This is a genomic window from Anaerococcus obesiensis (assembly GCF_016599815.1).
GTDB classification, from domain to species: Bacteria; Bacillota; Clostridia; order Tissierellales; family Peptoniphilaceae; genus Anaerococcus; species Anaerococcus vaginalis.
The window spans coordinates 1,834,016-1,853,252 of record NZ_CP067016.1 but is presented as its reverse complement, the minus strand read 5'-3'; the positions used below and the strand labels follow the sequence as shown (position 1 = coordinate 1,853,252).

The window sequence follows — 19,237 nt, the reverse complement described above, 5'->3', positions numbered from 1 at the left end:
CCATAAAACTATATTTATTACAAATCTTTATAAATTTTAAATATTAAAATATTTGGAACTTTTGAGATATTCGTTTATAATTATAAAATGAGAGAGGTGTTATATGACAGAAAAATCTAATGATTTAGAATTTCTTGATTGGATAAAAACAATACTTTTGGCATTGGCAATTGCTTTTGTTATAAAAATTTTTATAATGGATGCAACAAAAGTTGAAGGAAATTCTATGCTAAATACATTACATAGTGGCGATATGCTATTTGTTGACAAAGTTTCAAAACATTTTAAGGGATACAATAGGGCAGATATTGTAATAATTAATGCTCCAGACCAAGAAGATACTTTGTATATAAAAAGAATAGTTGGTATGCCAGGAGATAATATAGAAGTTAAAGATGGAAATGTGTATGTAAACGGAGAAATCTACGAAGAAAATTATATAAATAATGAAGAAACCCTAACAACAAATGAAAATTCATCTTGGGAAGTTGGCGAAGGAGAATATTTTGTTATGGGAGATAATAGACTTCCAAATGCAAGCAATGACTCAAGAAATTTTGGTCCGATTTCTGAAGAAAAAATTGTAGGGCACGCATTTTTAAGATTTTTCCCGATTTATGATATAGGATTTGTAGATAAGGAAAACAGATAATGAAGAAAAAAGAGAATATTAGAAATTTCTCTATAATTGCTCATATTGACCATGGAAAATCTACTCTTGCAGATAGATTAATTGAGAAAACTCAATCTGTTGCAAAAAGAGATATAAATGATCAAATGCTAGATAGCATGGAGCTTGAGCAAGAAAGAGGAATAACCATAAAATTAAAATCAGTAAAGTTAAAATACAAGGCTAATGATGGAAAAATTTACGATTTAAATTTGATTGATACTCCAGGCCATGTTGACTTTACTTATGAAGTTTCAAGATCATTAAAAGCTTGCGAAGGAGCAATTTTGGTTGTTGATGCTTCCCAAGGAGTTGAAGCTCAAACTTTGGCAAACACTTATCTTGCACTTGAACAAGATTTGGAAATTTTGCCAGTTTTAAATAAAATTGACCTTGAAAGTGCAAGAGTCGAAGAAACAAAAGAAGAAATAGAAAATCAAATTGGTCTTGATACAGAAAATATTCCCTTAATTTCTGCAAAAACTGGTTTAAATATTGAAGATGTACTTGAAGATATTATAGAAAATGTTCCAGCCCCAGAAGATCATGATGACAAACCATTAAAGGCTTTGATTTTTGATTCATATTATGATTCATACAGGGGGGTAATTTGCTATGTTAGAATTTTTGAAGGAAGTGTAAAAGCAGGCGATGAAATTTTGATGATGGCAAGTGGAAAATCTTACGAAGTAACTGGCGTAGGATATACTATGAAAAATAGAATTGAAACCAAAGAATTAAAAAGCGGAGATGTAGGATTTATTGAAGCAAGCATAAAAGATATTAGAAATGCGAGAGTTGGAGATACAATTACCTTAAAAAATAATCCAACACAAAAAGCACTTTCTGGCTACAAAGAAGTTTTGCCAATGGTTTATTCTGGAATTTATCCAGCTGAAGGAGAATCATTTAACAAATTAAAAGATTCTTTGGAAAAGCTTCAAGTAAATGATGCGTCTTTAGTTTTTGAACAAGAAAATTCACAAGCTCTTGGCGTTGGATTAAGATGTGGATTTTTAGGTCTTTTGCACATGGATATTATCACAGCAAGACTTGAAAGAGAATATGATTTGGACATAATCGCAACAGCACCATCAGTAATTTATAAGGTAAAAACAAAAGGACACGAAGAAAAAAAATTAGAAAATCCTAATGATTTTCCTCCACCATCAGAAATTGAATATGTAAAAGAGCCAATTACAATTTCTGAAATTATGACTCCAAAAGAATATATAGGACCTGTAATGGAACTTGCACAAGCAAGAAGAGGAGATCTTATAGATATGTCATATATTGACGAAAATAGGGTTTCAATAAAATATAAAATTCCTTTAAATGAAGTAATCTATAACTTTTTTGATTCTTTAAAATCAAGATCAAAAGGATATGCTTCGCTTGATTATGAAGTTGTAGATTATGAAGAAAGTAATTTAATAAAACTTGATATAAAAATCAATGAAGATAAAGTTGATGCTCTATCTACAATTGTTCACAAAGATTTCGCCTATGCTAGGGGAAGATCAATTGTCGAAAAATTGAAAGATCAAATTCCAAGACAACAATTTGCAATTCCAATTCAAGCTACAATCGATTCAAAAGTTATAGCAAGAGAAACCGTAAAAGCTTTGAGAAAAGATGTAATTGCAAAATGCTACGGTGGAGATATATCAAGAAAGAAAAAACTTCTAGAAAAACAAAAAGAAGGAAAGAAGAGAATGAGACAATTAGGAAGCGTACAAATTCCACAAGATGCCTTCCTTGCTGTTTTGAAATATGATGATGAATAAAAGTTAGGATAAATCTTAACATCAGATAGTAACAAAGCCTCAAGCACGAATATCGAACTTCAAAAATTGAAGATTTCTAAATTTTAAAATTCTAAAATCGCAAACTCGCTAAAGCGATGATAGATAAATAGCTTAAAATTGTGCCAGTGGCACGATTTTAATATTTATCCCTCGGAATAAAACAAAGAATTAAATTTAATTGAATTTAATATATTTGATAATTAATCATAGCTTTAATTTATAGAGTGCGATTTTTGACGAATTTTAAAATTTGAAATCAAATCAATTTTTTCCGTATGATATTCTTAGCGTGAGGCTTTGAATACTTTTATCAATCTGAAGTGAGGATAAGTCCTAACTTTTTATTTGCAAAAATTTAAGGAGAAAATATGGAAAAAATTGGAATCTATATTCATATTCCTTTTTGTAAGAAAAAATGTTTTTATTGCGATTTTACAGCTTTTCAAAATTTAGAATCTTGGATTGATTCATATTTTGAAAATTTAAAAAAAGAAATAATCTTGTACCAAAAAAATATGAAAGTAGAAGTCGATTCTATTTATATTGGTGGAGGTACGCCAACTTACGTTGATTATCATTATATAATTGAGCTTGTAGAAATTTTGAAAAATTTTGATTTAAGTCATGTAAAAGAATTTACAATTGAGGCAAATCCAAATTCTTTGACCTTGGAAAAATTAAAAGCTTACAAGAGCTTGGGAATAAATAGAATTTCTCTTGGTGTCCAATCTTTTGATGATAAAGTTTTAAAAAAAATTGGCAGGGACCATAATAAGGAAATTGTCTTAAAAGATATAGAAAATATAAGAAAAGCAGGTTTTAAAAATCTATCTTTAGATATGATTTTAAATCTGCCTAGTGGAAATTTTGATTCTATAAAAAATGATTTGGAGATAATAAAAAAGATAAATCCAGAACATTTATCTTATTATTCTTTAATACTTGAAAAAGGATCACATTTTTATAGTTTGTATAAGAAAAATAAGCTTGATTTGATGGATGATGATTTGGAAAGAGATATTTTTTCTTATATTGAAAAATATTTGAAAGATTTGGGACTAAATAGGTATGAAATTTCTAATTTTTCAAAAAAGGGATTTGAATCTTACCACAACAAAAAATATTGGTCAGAAGGTGGATACCTTGCCTTTGGACTTGGTGCATCCGGATTTTTGTCAAATGCAAGATATAATAACGTAAAAAATTTTGTAAAATATGAAAAATTAATTAATGAAGGAAAATTTCCAATAGAATTTAGAGAATTTATTTCAGAAGATGAAAGAGAAAAAGAATATATAATTTTTAAATTAAGAGAAGTGGAAGGGATCAACTTAAAAGAATTTGAAAATATTTTTGGGCATTCTCTTTTAGAAAAGTATAGTGAAATAGTTGAAAAATTTTATAAAGAAGGATTTTTTGAAATTGATAAAAATTTAAGATTTACTCACAAGGGTTTTGATTTATCAAATGAATTTTATATTGAAATAATATAACTTGCAAAAAGAAATTTACCTAGTATATTATAATTAGCAGTCAGATAATTGGAGTGCTAAATGAGGTGAAAATAATGAACGAGAGAAAGAAGATGATACTCTTTTCCATTATAAACTCATACGTTAATCTTGGAGAGCCTATTGGTTCAAATTCATTACTTAATGAATATTCTCTAGATATTTCGTCTGCAACAATTAGAAATGAGATGAGCACTCTTGAAAAAATGGGGCTTTTAGAAAAAGCTCACACATCGGGAGGAAGATACCCATCTGATAAAGGTTACAGACTTTATGTAAATAATTTATTAGAAAATTCATTAAATGAAAAAGAAGATGAAAATTTAGAAAAAATTCTTGATAAAAGATATGGCAATGTTTCAAAAATTGTGGAGACTGCAACACTGCTTCTTTCAAAAATGACAAATCTTACAGCTGTTTCTTACACAATAAGAAACAATATTACTAAAGTCATAAATTTAGAACTTTTAAAAATTAATCCTAGCATGCTTTTGTTTATAGTTGTTTATGATAACGGAAGTTTAATAAGCGATAGAATTTATATAAGTGAAGAAATTGATGATGAAAAATTAATAGAAATTTCTAGAATTTTAAAACAAAGCATTGAAGGAAAAAATTTAAAAGACCTTGCAAAAATTTTTGAAAAAATCAAAAATTCTGGCTTTAAGAAGTATGATAATCTGTTAGATATTTTGGAGAAAAAAATCAACAATGATTCTTTAAGCGATTTGACTAAAGAAGTTATTATAAAGGGACTAGGCAATATTTTTAATTTCAAAGAATTTGAAGATCCAATTAAGGCTAGAGAGTTTATTAAGATATTTGATAGTAAGGAAAGAATTTGGGAATTGATTGAAAATTCCAACAACGAATTACAAATTACTATTGGTGATGAAAATGAGATAAATGAATTGAAAGATAATACAATCATAACTTCACATTTTAATTATGACAAAGACATTGTAGGCCAAATTGGAATTATAGGACTTACAAGAATTGATTATAAGGAAGTTATTTCTGACATCAAACTAATATCAGATTTACTTAGCAAATAATAAGGTAGGTGTTTAAGGTGGACAATGAAAAAAAGCATGATGAAAATGTTGAACAAGAAGAAAATATAGATGAACAACTAGAAGAAATTGATGCTGAAATAGTCGATGAAGAAGGTAATGTAGAAGAAGATTTATCAGATGATGATAATGAATACAAAGAAAAATACCAAAGACTATTGGCAGATTTTACAAATTTCAAAAAAAGAGAAGAAAAGGCAAGGTCTGATTTTAAAAAGTTTGCATCATCAAATTTAATAGAAGAACTTTTACCAGTTTTAGATAATTTTGATAGGGCGCTTAAAGATCAGGATGAAGAAGATTCTTTTGTTAAAGGAATAATGATGACAAGAGATTCTTTTTGGAAAGTTTTGGAAAAAGAAGGACTTGAAGAAATCGAATCTGATGGAGTAGAATTTGATCCAAATTTCCACCACGCTTTTCAAACAGAAGAAAACGAAGATTTCAAATCAAATTATATTATAGAAACCTATCAAAAAGGATACAAACTAAATGATAGAGTTATAAGACCAAGTATGGTTAAAGTTGCAAAATAGGAGGAATTAATATGGCAAAAATTATAGGAATTGATTTAGGAACAACAAACTCAGCAGTTGCCGTTATGGAAGGTGGGGATTCAACAATAATCCCAAATACTGAAGGAAACAGAACAACACCATCAGTTGTAGCTTTTACAAAAGATGGAGAAAGACTTGTTGGAGAAACTGCAAAAAGACAAGCAATAACAAATCCAGACAGAACAATCTCATCAATCAAAAGAGAAATGGGATCAGATTTTAAAACAAATGAAATTGATGGAAATTCTTACACACCAGAAGAAGTTTCAGCAATGATTTTACAAAAATTAAAATCAGATGCAGAAAGTTATTTAAATGATACAGTAACAGATGCAGTAATAACAGTTCCTGCTTACTTTACAGATGCTCAAAGACAAGCTACAAAAGACGCTGGAAAAATTGCAGGCTTAAATGTAAAAAGAATTATAAACGAACCAACAGCAGCAGCACTTGCATACGGAATGGACAAAGAAACTGACCAAGCAAAAATTATGGTTTACGACCTTGGTGGTGGTACATTTGACGTTTCAATTCTTGAAGTTGGCGATGGAGTATTTGAAGTTTTATCTACAAGAGGAAATAATAAATTAGGTGGAGATGACTTTGATAATAGATTAGTTGAATATCTTGCAGCTGAATTTAAAAAAGAAACTGGTGTAGATTTAACAAAAGATCTTACAGCTATGCAAAGATTAAAAGATGCAGCAGAAAAAGCTAAAAAAGAATTATCATCAACAAAAACAACAAATGTAAACTTACCATTTATTACAGCAGTTGATGGACAACCAGTTCACTTAGACTTAACAGTTACAAGAGCAAAATTTGATGAATTAACTCACGATTTAGTTGAAGCTACAAGAGGACCAGTTGAAGATGCATTAAAAGATGCTTCTTTATCATCAAGCGATATAGAAAAAGTATTACTTGTAGGTGGATCATCAAGAATTCCTGCAGTTCAAGATTTAGTTAAAAATATAATTGGAAAAGAACCACAAAGAGATATAAATCCTGATGAATGTGTTGCACTTGGTGCTGCAATTCAAGGTGGAGTTTTAACAGGAGAAGTTAAGGATTTATTACTTCTTGACGTTACACCACTTTCACTAGGAATAGAAACTCTTGGTGGAGTTGCTACAAAATTAATCGAAAGAAATACAACAATTCCAACTAAAAAATCTCAAATCTTTACAACGGCTGCAGACGGACAAACTGATGTAGATATTCACGTTGTACAAGGTGAAAGAGAAATGGCAGCAGACAATACTACACTTGGTAGATTCCAACTTACAGGAATTCCTGCAGCAAGACGTGGAGTTCCACAAATCGAAGTTACATTTGATATAGATGCAAATGGTATTGTAAATGTATCTGCAAAAGACCAAGGAAGTGGAAAAGAACAAAAAATTACTATCACATCATCAACAAACTTAACTGATGAAGAAATAGATAAAAAAGTAAAAGAAGCTGAAAAATTTGCTGAAGATGATAAAAAGAAAAAAGAAAGTATTGAAGTTAAAAACAATGCTGAATCATTAGTTTATCAAGCAAGAAAAACTCTTGAAGATGCAAAAGTTGAAGGAAGCGAAAAAGATAAGATTGAAGAAAAAATTAAAGATCTTGAAGCTAGCATTAAAGCTGACAATACTGAAGACATCAAAGCAAAAACAGAAGCTCTACAACAAGAAATCTACTCAATGAGTGAAGCAATGTATAAAAACGCTCAAGCAAGTCAAGAAGGTCAAAACGCTGGAAAAGCAGATGACGATGTAGTAGATGCAGATTATGAAGTTGTAGATGACGACGAAGAATAAAAATAAATAAAATATAAAGAATAGGAGGCCTTGCTTCTTATTCTTTATTTTTATTTTAAATTTTAAAATATAATTTAATTTTTTTATCAAAGTGGTATAATAGTTGAGCTTAGATAAAAAAATAAAATTATAAATTAAGATACTACAAATAAATTAGCAATAATTTATTTTTTTTATATTGGAGGATAAATGAAAGACCCTTATGAATTATTAGAAGTTGACAAAAATGTCACTGATTCTGAATTAAAAAGAAAATATAGGAAACTTGCAAAAAAATATCATCCAGATTTAAATCCAGATGACGAAGAAGCTCAAGAAAAATTTAAAGAAATATCTGAAGCTTATGAAATCTTATCTGATCCACAAAAAAAACGTCAATATGATACTTACGGAGCAGCTGCATTTGAAAATGGTGGAGCTGGCGGATTTTCTGGCGATTTTGGTGGATTTGGAGATATATTTGGGGACATATTTGGAGATATTTTTTCTCAAGGAAGAAGTCAAAATAGAAAAAGACCAAGAAAAGGTTCTGATATTCAACAAGTTGTAAAATTAACTTTCAAAGAATCAGCTTTTGGAATTTCTAAAGAAATTCAAGTAAGAAGAGAAGTTGAATGTGAAACTTGTAACGGCAAAGGTGCAAAAGATGAAAGTAAAATTAAAACTTGTCCTAAGTGTAATGGAACGGGCGTTATAAATAATATAAGTCAAACTCCATTTGGAACTGTTTCTCGCCAAACAACTTGTGATAATTGCCATGGATCTGGAGAAATAATTGAGGAAAAATGTCCAGATTGTAATGGTAGCGGTAGAAAAATTAAAAATGAAAAAATCAAAATTGATATACCATCAGGTGTTGAAAATGATTCTGTAATTAGAGTTGTTGGCAAAGGAAATGCTGGAGAAAATGGTGGTTCTTATGGAGATTTGTATATAATTTTAAAAGTTGAAGAGCACGAAATTTTTAAAAGAGATGGACTTGATATTTATTATGAGATGCCAATATCTTTTGCAACAGCAGCTTTGGGTGGAAATGTAGAAGTTCCTACTCTTACAACAACTCAAGAATATCACATCCCAGCAGGAACTCAAACAGGAAGTAAATTTAGAATTAAAAATGAAGGAATAAAATCTGATAGATATAAAAGACAAGGAGACCTTTATTTTTATGTAAAAGTTATTACTCCAACAAAATTATCCAAAGAACAAAAGGAAAAATTAAAAGAGTTTGCTGAAATATCTGGCGATGAGGTAAAAGAAGACAAGAACTTTTTTGAAAAATTAAAGGATTTGTTTGATTAATGAAAAAAACATTTAATATAAAAACTTTAGGATGTAAAGTAAACCAATATGAATCAGAGGCCATAGAAGAATTATTTAAAAAAAGAGGATTTGAAAAAAAAGAAGAAAATGCTGATATTTATGTTATAAATACTTGCACAGTAACAAATATGAGCGATAGAAAATCCAGACAAACTATTTCAAAAGCTAGAAAAGAAAACAAAGATGCAGTAATTGCAGTTATTGGTTGCTATTCACAAGTAAAGGCTGATGAAGTAAAAAAAATTGATGGCGTTGATATAATTTTGGGTTCTAGAAACAAAGAAGAAGTGGTTGACCTTTGCGAAAATTTCATTAAAAATAATAAAAAAATGGAAGATGTTGAAGAATTTTCAATAGGAGAAGCTATTGAAGATTTGGAAATTTCAAATCAAAGTGATATGACTCGAGCTTATATAAAAATCCAAGATGGTTGTAATATGTATTGCTCATATTGTTTGATTCCTTATGCAAGAGGAAATATTGCATCAAGGGATTTGGTTTCAATAATTGATGAGGCAAAAAGACTTAGGAATAATGGTTATAAGGAAATTGTCCTTACAGGAATTCATGTTGCAAGTTATGGAAAAGATTTTGATTTGGATATTTCATTAATAGATGTAATCGAACACATTGCAAAAATTGATGGGATAGAAAGAATTAGATTATCATCAATGGAGCCAAGGCATATTGATAGGGAATTTTTACAAAGAATGAAAGATACAAAAAAAGCTTGCGACCATTTTCATTTATCCCTCCAATCAGGTTCTGATGATGTTTTAAAATTAATGAATAGAAAATATACCACAAAAGTTTTTAAAGAAAAAGTAGATTTGATTAGGGAATATTTTCCAAATGCAGGACTTACAACAGATATAATTGTAGGTTTTCCAAATGAGAGCGAAAAAAATCACGAAGAAACTAAAAACTTTGTAAAAGATATTAAATTTTCAAAAACTCATCTTTTCAAATATTCAAAAAGAGATGGAACTAAGGCTGCTAGTATGAAAAATCAAGTTGATGGAAACATTAAAAAACGTAGGTCAAAGGAATTATCTGAAATTGAAAAAGAAATTTCTCATAAATTTTTAGATAAGCAAATTGGAAAAACTCTTTCAGTTTTATTTGAAACAAAAACAGAGCTTGACGGATATAGGTCAGGATATTCTACAAATTATTTAAGGGTTCACAGCAAAGACAATGTAGAAATTAATGAAATAAAAAATGTAAAAATAACTCAACGAATAGATGATTATTTGATTGGAGATATTGTAGATTAAAAATTTTAAAAGGCTATTGCAAAATTATAAAAAAATAATTTTTTGCAATAGCCTTTTTATATTTGGAGCTGGAAACAGGACTTGAACCCGCAACCTTTTGTTTACGATACAATTGCTCTACCGATTGAGCTATTCCAGCATATAAATTTATTATACGAAAATTTAAAATTTATTCAATACAGATAGATTTCAATTTTTTTTTATATTTGGTATAATTATTTCAAAGGTGGTAATATGAATAATTTAAATTATGATGGAATATATGATATTTTGAACAAAATGAATTTGCCATTAGTAATTATAGTTTTAATTTTAGGACTTGCTATTTTGTTTTTAATATCAAAAATTTTAATAAAGGCTGGTTTATTTTTATTAGTAATGACCTTTATTTTCGATTTTTTCATGAGGGTTTTGCCGATAGATATTTACCAAAATTATCCTAGCATAAAGCTTATTATAAATATATTATATGCTTTGGGATTTTTTATTTTTGCCTATAAAAATATAAAAAGAATAATGAAAAATAAGAGAAAAAAAGAACTTTTTAAAGATAAAAATCCAGTAAAAAAACAAAAGTCTGATAAAAATCCTATAAAAAGTTTTTTCGCATACACAGGCTCACTTCCATTTTTGATTATGCTTTTATTAAATGTATTTAATCCTGGAGGTGGAATTTATAAAAATATTTTACACTTACTTACAAGCCTATCTTTTTTATTTATGGTATTTACAACTTTATACAATACATATAAAAGAGTTGATACATTTAAGGGAAATACAGGCAGAATGAGGTTTGATGATTTAAATATTCCTTTTAGAAAAAATTCTCAAAACAAAAGCAAAAATTCAGATAGAAAAGTTTTGAAAAAAGAAGAAAACGAACAAGTAGAGGATGATTTAGAAAAAACTCAAACAAAAAGATTAAATTTGAAAGATATAGATAAAAAACTAAATGAAAATGTAAATGAAGAAATAAATTTATATGATTTTAGAGATAAAATGAATCAAAATGATTTGATTAATCTTATAAATGATAAAAATAGCAAACTTGTCACGATGATTTCTCTTACAAATTTGGCTGATGGAGTGAAAAAATCTTATAAATCAGACAAGTGTAAAGCTGATATTAGACAAGAAGATGAATACAAGCTTGATTTGGAATTTGAAAATTTCAATGATTATGATTATGGTAGATTTATTGATTTGCTTTTAGATTATTCAAAAAATAGGTCAAAATATAAATTTCAACTTGATTTGATTCCACAAAAAGCAAAAAATTCAAAGGTAGTATTTTATGATCCATCAAACCTATATGAGCTTGATAGGTCATTTGGAAATGAATTTCAAGGAAGAACAATTTCTATGAATTTCCCAAAATATAAAATAAATTATATAACAGAAAATTAAATTAAAGCTGGTGAAAATTATTAATCAATAATGGTTTTTGCACCAGCTTTTTTACTTTGTGAAAAATTCTATATAATAAAGGGATAATAATATTTAGAAGTCACTGTATAATAAATCTTCAATATTTACTGAAATATCTTCTTTATTATTTTCTTGGGAAATGTTATCTAACAGTAAATATAAATTATCGTTATAATTTAATTTAAAAATATCATTAAAAGCTTGTTCAAAATAAATACTATTATTTTCTTCATAAATTGAGCTTATAATAAAACCACCATCTTTAATTTTGAAAGTAACTATAATAAATTCTTCTTTATCAGGGAAATTTGAAGTACTTATCTTTTTTGTTTTTTCTGAATCTTTTATTATATTTAAAAATTTATTTATATGTGATTTTTTATAAACTTCCCTTTTCTCAACTCCTCTATCATTAATAACTCTAATAAATGTAATACTACTAATCTTATCAGGTTTAGGTGTCTTTACTTTTTCATTATTAGTTTTATATTTAAAAATCAAACTAAGACTAATAATTATAATAGCTGAAATTAATAAAAATATTTTTTACTTTTTCTTCATAATCTTTCTCCTTTTATATTTTATATTAAAAATTTGTAGTAATTTATATAGTAACCATACTGGATTAAAAGCTAATACAAAAGTTTTAAAGTTATACTACTTTCACAAATTTTAATAATTCTTAAATATTATATTCTATTTTTTCGAATTAATGACCTATTAGGGTATAGTATATTTGTATTTAAAGAAATATATTAATTAAAAAATATAGGAAATCTCCTATATTTTTGTGATTTTAGATTGAATTAGTGAGGTAATAATGGAAATATCAAAAATTCTTTCCGATGAATTGAATATTAATCAAAAAAGTATCGATGAGGTTATAAAATTATTAGATGAAGGCTCTACTGTTGCTTTCATTGCAAGATATAGAAAAGAAAAAACTGGTGGCTTAAAAGATACTGAAATTAGAGATATTGAAAGTGGACTTACAAGGCTTAGAAATTTTGAAAAAAGAAAAGAAGAAATTCTTACTTCTTTGGAAAATCAAGAAAAGCTTGATGATGAATTGAAAGAAAAAATTGAAAAGGCAAAAACTTTGACTGAGCTTGAAGATATATATGCTCCTTTTAAGAAAAAAAGAAAAACAAGAGCTGATAAGGCAAAAGAACTTGGTCTAATGGAGCTTTTGGATGAGATTTTGATGAATGCAACAAGTGAAGAAGAAGGTCTTGAACTTGCAAAAAAATACATAAAAGAAGGCATAGAGGATGAAGTCGATGCTATAAATAAATCTTTGGATATTTTGGCAGAAGATGTTGCAAATAACATTGAGGCAAAAAATATAATTAGAAGAGATGGACTTGTTAGGGCAAGAATTTTGGCAGAAAAAAAAGAAGATGAAGATTTGATTTATGAAAATTATTATGGTTTTGATGAAAAAATTAAAAATTTAAAGCCTTTTCAAATTTTAGCCTTAAATAGGGCAGAAAAAAATGGTGATTTGACTGTAAAATTAGAATTTACAGATAATTACAATCTAACTTTAATCAAAAATCTTTATAAATCCAACAATGATTATACAGAATCTTTGATAAAAAAAGCTATTGAAGATTCATACAAAAGGCTTTTAATTCCTACAATAACAACTGAAATAAAAAATAAGCTTACAGAAAATGCCGAAAATGAATCAATTAAAGTTTTTTCAAAAAATTTGAAGCCATATATTTTACAAAGACCTATCAAAGATAAAAATATAATTGGTCTTGATCCGGGTTTTAGGACAGGTTGTAAGGTTGCTGTTATTGATAAGCACGGAAAATATTTAGATCAGGCTGTAATTTATCCAGTAAAACCTCACTCTAAAGAAAAAGAATCTATTGAGATTTTAAAAAATTTAATTAGTAAATACGATGTTGATATAATTGCTTTGGGAAATGCAACCGCAAGTAGGGAAACTGAAATTGTTGTAAATAAATTATTAAAAGAAGTTGATGGTGTTTCTTATGCAATTGTAAATGAAGCAGGAGCTTCTGTTTATTCTGCATCAAAGCTTGGGGAAGAAGAATTTCCAAATCTTGATGTTACAATTAGAGGTGCAGTTTCAATGGCAAGAAGACTTCAAGATCCTATGGCAGAGCTTGTAAAAATTGATCCAAAACATTTGGGCGTTGGTCAATATCAACATGATATAAATCAAAAAAAATTAGACGATGAGCTTGAAAAAGTTGTAGAAGATAGTGTAAATGAAGTCGGGGTAAATATAAATAATGCATCTTACAAATTATTATCTTATGTTTCCGGATTAAATTTAAATCTTGCAAAAAGAATCGAAGAAGATTTTAAAAATGGTGCGATAAAAGAAAGAAAAGACTTAAAAAAAGTTAAAGGTCTTGGAGATAAAACTTATAAGATGGCAGCTGGATTTTTGAGATTTCCCGACTCTCCAAATTTTTTGGATAATACAGCAGTTCATCCAGAAAGCTACGTTATTGCAAAAAAACTTGTAGATTATAATTTGGATGAAATTGATTTAGAAAAATGTGCTGACGAACTTGAAGTTGGCGTTTTGACTTTAAAAGATATAATTGAAGAATTAAAAAAACCAGGACGTGATCCAAGAGATGAACTTCCAGAAGTTGTTACAAAAAGTGAAATTTTATCAATAGATGATTTGAATGAGGGAGATATTTTGGAAGGAACTGTAAGAAATATTACAGAGTTCGGTTGCTTTGTTGATATTGGAGTAGGAATTGATGGACTTGTTCATATATCAAATATGAGCGATAAATTTATAAAAGATCCAAATGAGATTGTTACAAATTCTGATATAATAAAAGTAAAAGTAATAGAAATTGACAAAAAAAGAGAAAGAATTGGTTTGTCAATGAAAAATTTAAAGGAGAAATAAATGTTTGATTTTTTTAAAAAGAAAAAAAAGGAAGAAAAAATCGTATCTATAGCAAGTCCTGTAAAAGGAAAAGTTGTAAAATTAGAAGAAGTGCCAGATCCAGTTTTTGCAGAAAAAATGGTAGGAGATGGATTTGCAGTAGAACCTGAAAATGGCGAAGTTTTTGCTCCGGTAAGTGGAGAAGTTACTTTACAACCAGAAGGCTACCATGCGATCGGAATAAAAACACAAGAAGGACTTGAAGTATTAGTACATTTTGGACTTGAAACTGTAGAATTAAAAGGCGAAGGCTTTACTCCTCATGTTAAAGTTGGAGATATGGTTAAAAAAGGCGATAAGGTATTGTCAGTAGATATTGAAAAAATAAAAGACAAAGTGCCTTCAATAATTACACCTTGCATTGTCGCAAATTTGGAAGAAAATATTTTATCAGAAATAAATTTTGAAGCAAATTGTGGCGAAGAAGTTCAAAAAGTTACAATCGTAGAATAATTGATTAAAAAAACTAAGTGTGATAATATTTTTAAGGATAAAAATTTAAAAAGTGGAGGATAAATGAGATTATCGAATTATTATATGCCTACATTAAGAGATGATCCTCAAGATGCAGAAACACAAAGTCATAAGCTTTTGGTAAGAGGAGCTTTTATTAGAAAAACTTCATCAGGAGTTTATTCCTACTTACCATTAGGAATGAAAGTTATAAATAAAATTGAAAATATTGTAAGAAAATCTATGGAAAAATATGATTCTATAGAAGTAAGTACATCAGTATTACAAAGTAAAGATATTTGGGAAAAATCTGGTAGATGGCAAAATTTTGGACCGGAAATGTTTAAAATAAAAGATAGACACGACAGAGAATTTTGTCTTGGACCAACTGCCGAAGAACAATTTACAAATTTGATTAAAGACGAATTAAATTCGTATAAGCAACTTCCATTAAATTTGTACCAAATAGTTTCGAAATTTAGGGATGAAAAAAGACCAAGATTTGGAATAAATAGGTCAAGAGATTTTATAATGAAAGATGCTTATTCATTTGACGTTGATATGGAAGGCTTGGAAAAATCTTACCAAAAAATGTGGGATGCTTATGTAGAAGTTTTTGATGCCCTAGGCCTTGATTATAAAATTGTTGAGGGAGATTCTGGAGCTATGGGTGGAAATATAAGCCACGAATTTATGGCACTTGCAGAAACAGGAGAAGGCGAAATTTTTTATACAGAAAATTCAAATTATGCAGCAACTGATGAATCTGCAAAATTTTTCCTAGAAATTGACGAAAATGAAAAAGAAAAGGAATTAGAATTAGTTGAAACAAAAGATGCAAAAACAATTGAAGAAGTTTCAAATTTTCTAAAAATAGATGAAAATAAATGTGCCAAAGCTGTAGATTTATTGGTAAAAGGTGAACCTGTTCTTGTTATTGTTCCAGGAGATAGGGAATTAAATATGGCAAAATTAATTTCTTATTTACAAGTTCCAGAACATGAAATAGAAATGATGGATGATGAAACAATAAGAAAAATCACAGGAGCAGAACCAGGTTTTACTGGTCCAAAAGATTTAAAAGAAGATGTGAGAGTTATTGTTGATAAGTCAATTACAAGATATAAAAATATGGTAATTGGAGCAAACAAAACTGACCATCATTATATAAATGCAAATTATAAGAGAGATTTTGATGGGGAAGTTTGCGAAGATTTGTTGACAGCAAAAGAAGGCGACTTTTCACAAGATGGAAAAGAAAAACTTCAACTTGCTCGTGGAATAGAAGTAGGAAATATTTTCCAATTGGGAACAAAATATTCCGAAAGTCTTGAGGCTTATTTCTTGGATGAAAATGGAAAACAAAAACCATTTATAATGGGCTCTTATGGAATAGGAATTACAAGATCAATTTCTGCAATTATTGAGCAACATTACGATGAAAATGGAATAATTTGGCCAACAAAAGTTGCTCCATTTGAAGCTTGGATAACTCTTGTAAACAAAAACAATGAAGAGCAAAAAGAAATAGCAGAAAAAATCTACAATAAATTATTAGATGCAGGCATTGAAGTAATGCTTGATGATAGAAAAGAAAGAGCTGGAGTTAAATTTAATGACAGAGACTTGGTTGGAGTTCCTTATAGGATTACTGTAGGAAAAGATGCAAAAGATGATATGGTAGAATTTTCAAAAAGATCTGATATGGAAAACTTAAAAATGCCAACAGATGAAGCTGTCGAAAAAATTATATCTTCAATAAAAGACGATTTATGCAAATAGTTGATTATAAAATTTCAAAAGAATTTTTAAAAAAGATATTAGTTGATAATAAAAAAATAATAGCCCTATTTCATGCAAATTGGTCAAGCTCTTCGAATTTAATGAAAAAAAACTTTTTAAAAGAAGAAGAAGACTCATATAAAAATATAAAAAAAATGATTATAGACATTGATAAAAATAGGGAATTAATCAAAAAATTGGGTATTAATCAAATACCATCTTTAGTTTCTATTACTAAAGATAGTCTAAACGAAAATGATTTTATAATAAATTCATTAAGGAGTATTTAAGGAGCAAATATGTTAGTTAATGCAAAAGAAATGTTAGATAAGGCTTATGAAAATGGTTACGGAATTGGACAATTCAATATAAATAACCTTGAATGGACAAAGGCAATACTTGAAGCTTGTGAGGAAAAAAAATCAGCAGTTATTTTGGGAGTATCAGAAGGTGCTGCAAAATATATGGGTGGATTTAATGTAGTTAGTAAAATGGTTGAAGGACTTGATAAAGATTTAAATATCACAGTACCAGTTGCTCTTCACTTAGACCACGGTTCATACGAAGGAGCTAAAAAAGCACTAGAAGCAGGTTTTACATCAATAATGTTTGATGGTTCAAGCCTACCAATAGATGAAAATATAGAAAAAACAAAAGAAATTGTTGAGTTATGTCATTCCAAAAATGTTTCTGTAGAAGCAGAAGTTGGTGGAATCGGTGGAGAAGAAGATGGAGTTGTTTCTGCAGGAGAATTAGCAGATCCTGAAGAATGTAAAAAAGTTGCATCACTTGGCATTGATTTCTTAGCAGCAGGAATTGGAAATATTCACGGAGTATATCCTGAAGATTGGCAAGGACTTAATTTTAAAAGACTTGAAGAAATCAAAGAAGCAGCTGGAAAAATTCCTCTAGTTTTACACGGAGGTACAGGAATTCCAGAAGAACAAGTTAAAAAAGCTATCGAAAGAGGAGTTTCAAAAATAAATATTAATACTGAATGCCAAATAGTATTTACAGAAGCTACAAGAAAATATTTTGAAGAAGGTAAAGATAAAGTTGGCAAGGGATTTGACCCAAGAAAAGTATTAAAACCAGGTTTTGAAGCAATCAAAGATAAGGTTAGAGAAAAAATAGAATTTTTCGAATGTGAAAATTCAGCAGAAAAATAAAAATAAAATCGGAGCCTTTTGGCTCCGTATATTTTTATTGTAAAGGAATAATATGGATATAAATATAAATGATTTAGATAAGCTAAAGTTAGATGAACTAAGAGAAATTGGAAAAAACCTTTCGATAAAATCTCTTTCATCTTACAGAAAAAATGAGCTTGTAGAAATAATTAAAGAGGCATATAGCAATAGTAAAAATTTTGAAAATAATGAAAGTTCTAGCAATGATTTAGATGATTCAAATGAAAATTTTGATCTTGGAGAAAAATTTAATTGCGAAGGACTCTTAGACCTTCACGAAGATGGTTTTGGATTTTTAAGAACTGAGCTTTATGAATCTAGCAATGATGATATATATGTTTCTCCTAAACAAGTTAAAATGTTTAGACTAAAAACAGGTGATTTTATTAAAGGAATTGCCAGAGTAAAAAAAGATAAAGATAAATTTTCTCCCTTAATTTTCGTATCAGATGTAAATGGCTTAAAGGCAGCAGATGCTTTTAATAGGTCAAATTTTGAATCACTCACACCAATATACCCAAATCAAAAATTAAAACTTGAAACAAGCAAAGATAAAATTTCTCAAAGAATAATAGATATTATTGCGCCTATAGGAAGAGGACAAAGAGGTCTTATTGTATCTCAACCAAAAGCTGGTAAGACTACTTTGATTAAGGATATTGAATATGCTCTTGAAAAAAACTTTGATGATTTAAAGATTTTGGTTTTATTGATTGATGAAAGACCAGAAGAAGTTACAGATTTTAAAAGATTTGTAAATCAATACAGGGACAAAGATAATGAGCTTACAAGAACAGAAGTTGCAGCATCAACTTTTGATAAGGCTCCTCAAAATCATATTTATATGCAAGAGATGGTTCTTGAAAGAGCAAAAAGACTTGTAGAAGATAATAAAGACGTTGTAATTTTATTAGATTCAATTACAAGGCTTGCAAGGGCTTATAATATTATGACACCACAATCAGGAAGAACTCTTTCTGGAGGTCTTGATCCTTTGGCTTTAATTGGCCCAAAGAAATTTTTTGGCGCTGCAAGAAATATTGAAAACGGTGGATCTCTTACAATTATCGCAACAGCTCTTGTCGATACGGGATCAAGAATGGATGATATGGTTTATGAAGAATTTAAGGGAACTGGTAATATGGAATTGCATCTTGATAGAAAGCTTGCCCAAAGAAGAATTTTCCCAGCCATTGATATAGAAAAATCATCAACAAGAAAAGATAATTTATTATTGAGTAACAAAGAGCTTGAGGCAGTTTATAAACTTAGAAATTCTGATATGAAAGATAAGATGGATTTCACAAATGAATTAATTAATTTAATGGCAAAATGCAAATCAAATGATGAGTTTGTAGAACTTATAAATAAAACTTACAAAAATTAGCCATAAATTTATTATAT

The 19,237-nt window shown here is 28.5% G+C and carries 16 protein-coding genes and 1 tRNA gene; 15 read left to right on the top strand and 2 right to left on the bottom strand.

Annotated features, from left to right (window positions below; translation table 11 throughout):
- The first annotated feature begins 103 nt into the window (after window positions 1-103).
- From lepB to mtaB, 8 genes are all read left to right on the top strand, one after another.
- Window positions 104-652 (top strand): signal peptidase I, encoded by a 549-nt coding sequence (gene lepB, locus I6H46_RS09335; RefSeq protein WP_004839049.1) that lies wholly within the window; start codon window positions 104-106, stop codon window positions 650-652.
- The gene (gene lepA, locus I6H46_RS09330; RefSeq protein WP_019117479.1) at window positions 652-2,457 is read left to right on the top strand and encodes a translation elongation factor 4; all 1,806 of its coding nucleotides are present in this window, start codon (window positions 652-654) and stop codon (window positions 2,455-2,457) included. Before lepB ends, lepA begins: the two co-directional genes overlap by 1 nt.
- Before the next feature lie 389 nt (window positions 2,458-2,846).
- The gene (gene hemW, locus I6H46_RS09325) at window positions 2,847-3,971 is read left to right on the top strand and encodes a radical SAM family heme chaperone HemW (protein WP_019117480.1); all 1,125 of its coding nucleotides are present in this window, start codon (window positions 2,847-2,849) and stop codon (window positions 3,969-3,971) included.
- Window positions 3,972-4,045: 74 nt separating this feature from the next.
- Window positions 4,046-5,044, top strand: a complete 999-nt coding sequence (gene hrcA, locus I6H46_RS09320; protein WP_019117481.1) for a heat-inducible transcriptional repressor HrcA — start codon at window positions 4,046-4,048, stop codon at window positions 5,042-5,044.
- Between the two features lie 17 nt (window positions 5,045-5,061).
- Window positions 5,062-5,598 carry a nucleotide exchange factor GrpE gene (gene grpE / locus I6H46_RS09315; RefSeq protein WP_019117482.1) on the top strand — a complete coding sequence of 179 codons (537 nt, stop codon included), beginning with the start codon at window positions 5,062-5,064 and terminating at the stop codon, window positions 5,596-5,598.
- A gap of 11 nt (window positions 5,599-5,609) precedes the next feature.
- Complete coding sequence (dnaK, locus tag I6H46_RS09310) at window positions 5,610-7,430, top strand: molecular chaperone DnaK (RefSeq protein ID WP_019117483.1); 1,821 nt, start codon at window positions 5,610-5,612, stop codon at window positions 7,428-7,430.
- 189 nt (window positions 7,431-7,619) lie between these two features.
- The gene (gene dnaJ / locus I6H46_RS09305; protein ID WP_019117484.1) at window positions 7,620-8,732 is read left to right on the top strand and encodes a molecular chaperone DnaJ; all 1,113 of its coding nucleotides are present in this window, start codon (window positions 7,620-7,622) and stop codon (window positions 8,730-8,732) included.
- Window positions 8,732-10,030, top strand: coding sequence for a tRNA (N(6)-L-threonylcarbamoyladenosine(37)-C(2))-methylthiotransferase MtaB (mtaB, locus tag I6H46_RS09300; protein WP_019117485.1), 1,299 nt, complete (start codon window positions 8,732-8,734; stop codon window positions 10,028-10,030). Before dnaJ ends, mtaB begins: the two co-directional genes overlap by 1 nt.
- A 63-nt stretch (window positions 10,031-10,093) precedes the next feature.
- On the opposite strand, the gene I6H46_RS09295 is transcribed toward mtaB, so the two are convergent.
- Window positions 10,094-10,169, bottom strand: a tRNA-Thr gene (locus I6H46_RS09295).
- Window positions 10,170-10,264: 95 nt separating this feature from the next.
- Here I6H46_RS09295 and I6H46_RS09290 point away from each other — a divergent pair.
- Window positions 10,265-11,437, top strand: a complete 1,173-nt coding sequence (locus I6H46_RS09290; RefSeq protein WP_019117486.1) for a hypothetical protein — start codon at window positions 10,265-10,267, stop codon at window positions 11,435-11,437.
- A gap of 93 nt (window positions 11,438-11,530) precedes the next feature.
- Here the strand turns inward: I6H46_RS09290 and I6H46_RS09285 are convergent, their stop codons facing one another.
- Entirely contained in the window at window positions 11,531-11,959 is a 429-nt protein-coding gene (locus tag I6H46_RS09285) for a DUF5301 domain-containing protein (RefSeq protein ID WP_234287356.1), read from the bottom strand.
- A gap of 319 nt (window positions 11,960-12,278) precedes the next feature.
- Between I6H46_RS09285 and I6H46_RS09280 the strand changes: the two genes are divergently transcribed.
- From I6H46_RS09280 to rho, 6 genes are all read left to right on the top strand, one after another.
- The gene (locus tag I6H46_RS09280) at window positions 12,279-14,369 is read left to right on the top strand and encodes a Tex-like N-terminal domain-containing protein (protein ID WP_019117488.1); all 2,091 of its coding nucleotides are present in this window, start codon (window positions 12,279-12,281) and stop codon (window positions 14,367-14,369) included.
- Window positions 14,370-14,861: a PTS sugar transporter subunit IIA gene (locus I6H46_RS09275; RefSeq protein ID WP_200225860.1), complete on the top strand. Its 492-nt coding sequence runs from the start codon at window positions 14,370-14,372 to the stop codon at window positions 14,859-14,861. It abuts the gene before it with no gap.
- 63 nt (window positions 14,862-14,924) lie between these two features.
- Complete coding sequence (locus tag I6H46_RS09270) at window positions 14,925-16,643, top strand: proline--tRNA ligase (protein ID WP_019117490.1); 1,719 nt, start codon at window positions 14,925-14,927, stop codon at window positions 16,641-16,643.
- Window positions 16,634-16,933 (top strand): thioredoxin family protein, encoded by a 300-nt coding sequence (locus tag I6H46_RS09265; protein ID WP_004839036.1) that lies wholly within the window; start codon window positions 16,634-16,636, stop codon window positions 16,931-16,933. The genes I6H46_RS09270 and I6H46_RS09265 overlap by 10 nt, the downstream gene beginning before the upstream one ends.
- Before the next feature lie 9 nt (window positions 16,934-16,942).
- On the top strand, window positions 16,943-17,812 hold the full coding sequence (gene fba / locus I6H46_RS09260) for a class II fructose-1,6-bisphosphate aldolase (RefSeq protein WP_019117491.1): 870 nt from the start codon (window positions 16,943-16,945) through the stop codon (window positions 17,810-17,812).
- Between the two features lie 52 nt (window positions 17,813-17,864).
- On the top strand, window positions 17,865-19,220 hold the full coding sequence (gene rho / locus I6H46_RS09255) for a transcription termination factor Rho (protein ID WP_004839032.1): 1,356 nt from the start codon (window positions 17,865-17,867) through the stop codon (window positions 19,218-19,220).
- Window positions 19,221-19,237: the final 17 nt, after the last annotated feature.

Coding starts and splice junctions, on each gene's coding strand:
- I6H46_RS09265 (WP_004839036.1), top strand. CDS start 16,634: ATGCAAATAGTTGATTATAAAATTTCAAAAGAATTTTTAAAAAAGATA.
- dnaK (WP_019117483.1), top strand. CDS start 5,610: ATGGCAAAAATTATAGGAATTGATTTAGGAACAACAAACTCAGCAGTT.
- I6H46_RS09280 (WP_019117488.1), top strand. CDS start 12,279: ATGGAAATATCAAAAATTCTTTCCGATGAATTGAATATTAATCAAAAA.
- hrcA (WP_019117481.1), top strand. CDS start 4,046: ATGAACGAGAGAAAGAAGATGATACTCTTTTCCATTATAAACTCATAC.
- dnaJ (WP_019117484.1), top strand. CDS start 7,620: ATGAAAGACCCTTATGAATTATTAGAAGTTGACAAAAATGTCACTGAT.
- I6H46_RS09290 (WP_019117486.1), top strand. CDS start 10,265: ATGAATAATTTAAATTATGATGGAATATATGATATTTTGAACAAAATG.
- I6H46_RS09275 (WP_200225860.1), top strand. CDS start 14,370: ATGTTTGATTTTTTTAAAAAGAAAAAAAAGGAAGAAAAAATCGTATCT.
- I6H46_RS09270 (WP_019117490.1), top strand. CDS start 14,925: ATGAGATTATCGAATTATTATATGCCTACATTAAGAGATGATCCTCAA.
- mtaB (WP_019117485.1), top strand. CDS start 8,732: ATGAAAAAAACATTTAATATAAAAACTTTAGGATGTAAAGTAAACCAA.
- lepA (WP_019117479.1), top strand. CDS start 652: ATGAAGAAAAAAGAGAATATTAGAAATTTCTCTATAATTGCTCATATT.
- hemW (WP_019117480.1), top strand. CDS start 2,847: ATGGAAAAAATTGGAATCTATATTCATATTCCTTTTTGTAAGAAAAAA.
- rho (WP_004839032.1), top strand. CDS start 17,865: ATGGATATAAATATAAATGATTTAGATAAGCTAAAGTTAGATGAACTA.
- lepB (WP_004839049.1), top strand. CDS start 104: ATGACAGAAAAATCTAATGATTTAGAATTTCTTGATTGGATAAAAACA.
- fba (WP_019117491.1), top strand. CDS start 16,943: ATGTTAGTTAATGCAAAAGAAATGTTAGATAAGGCTTATGAAAATGGT.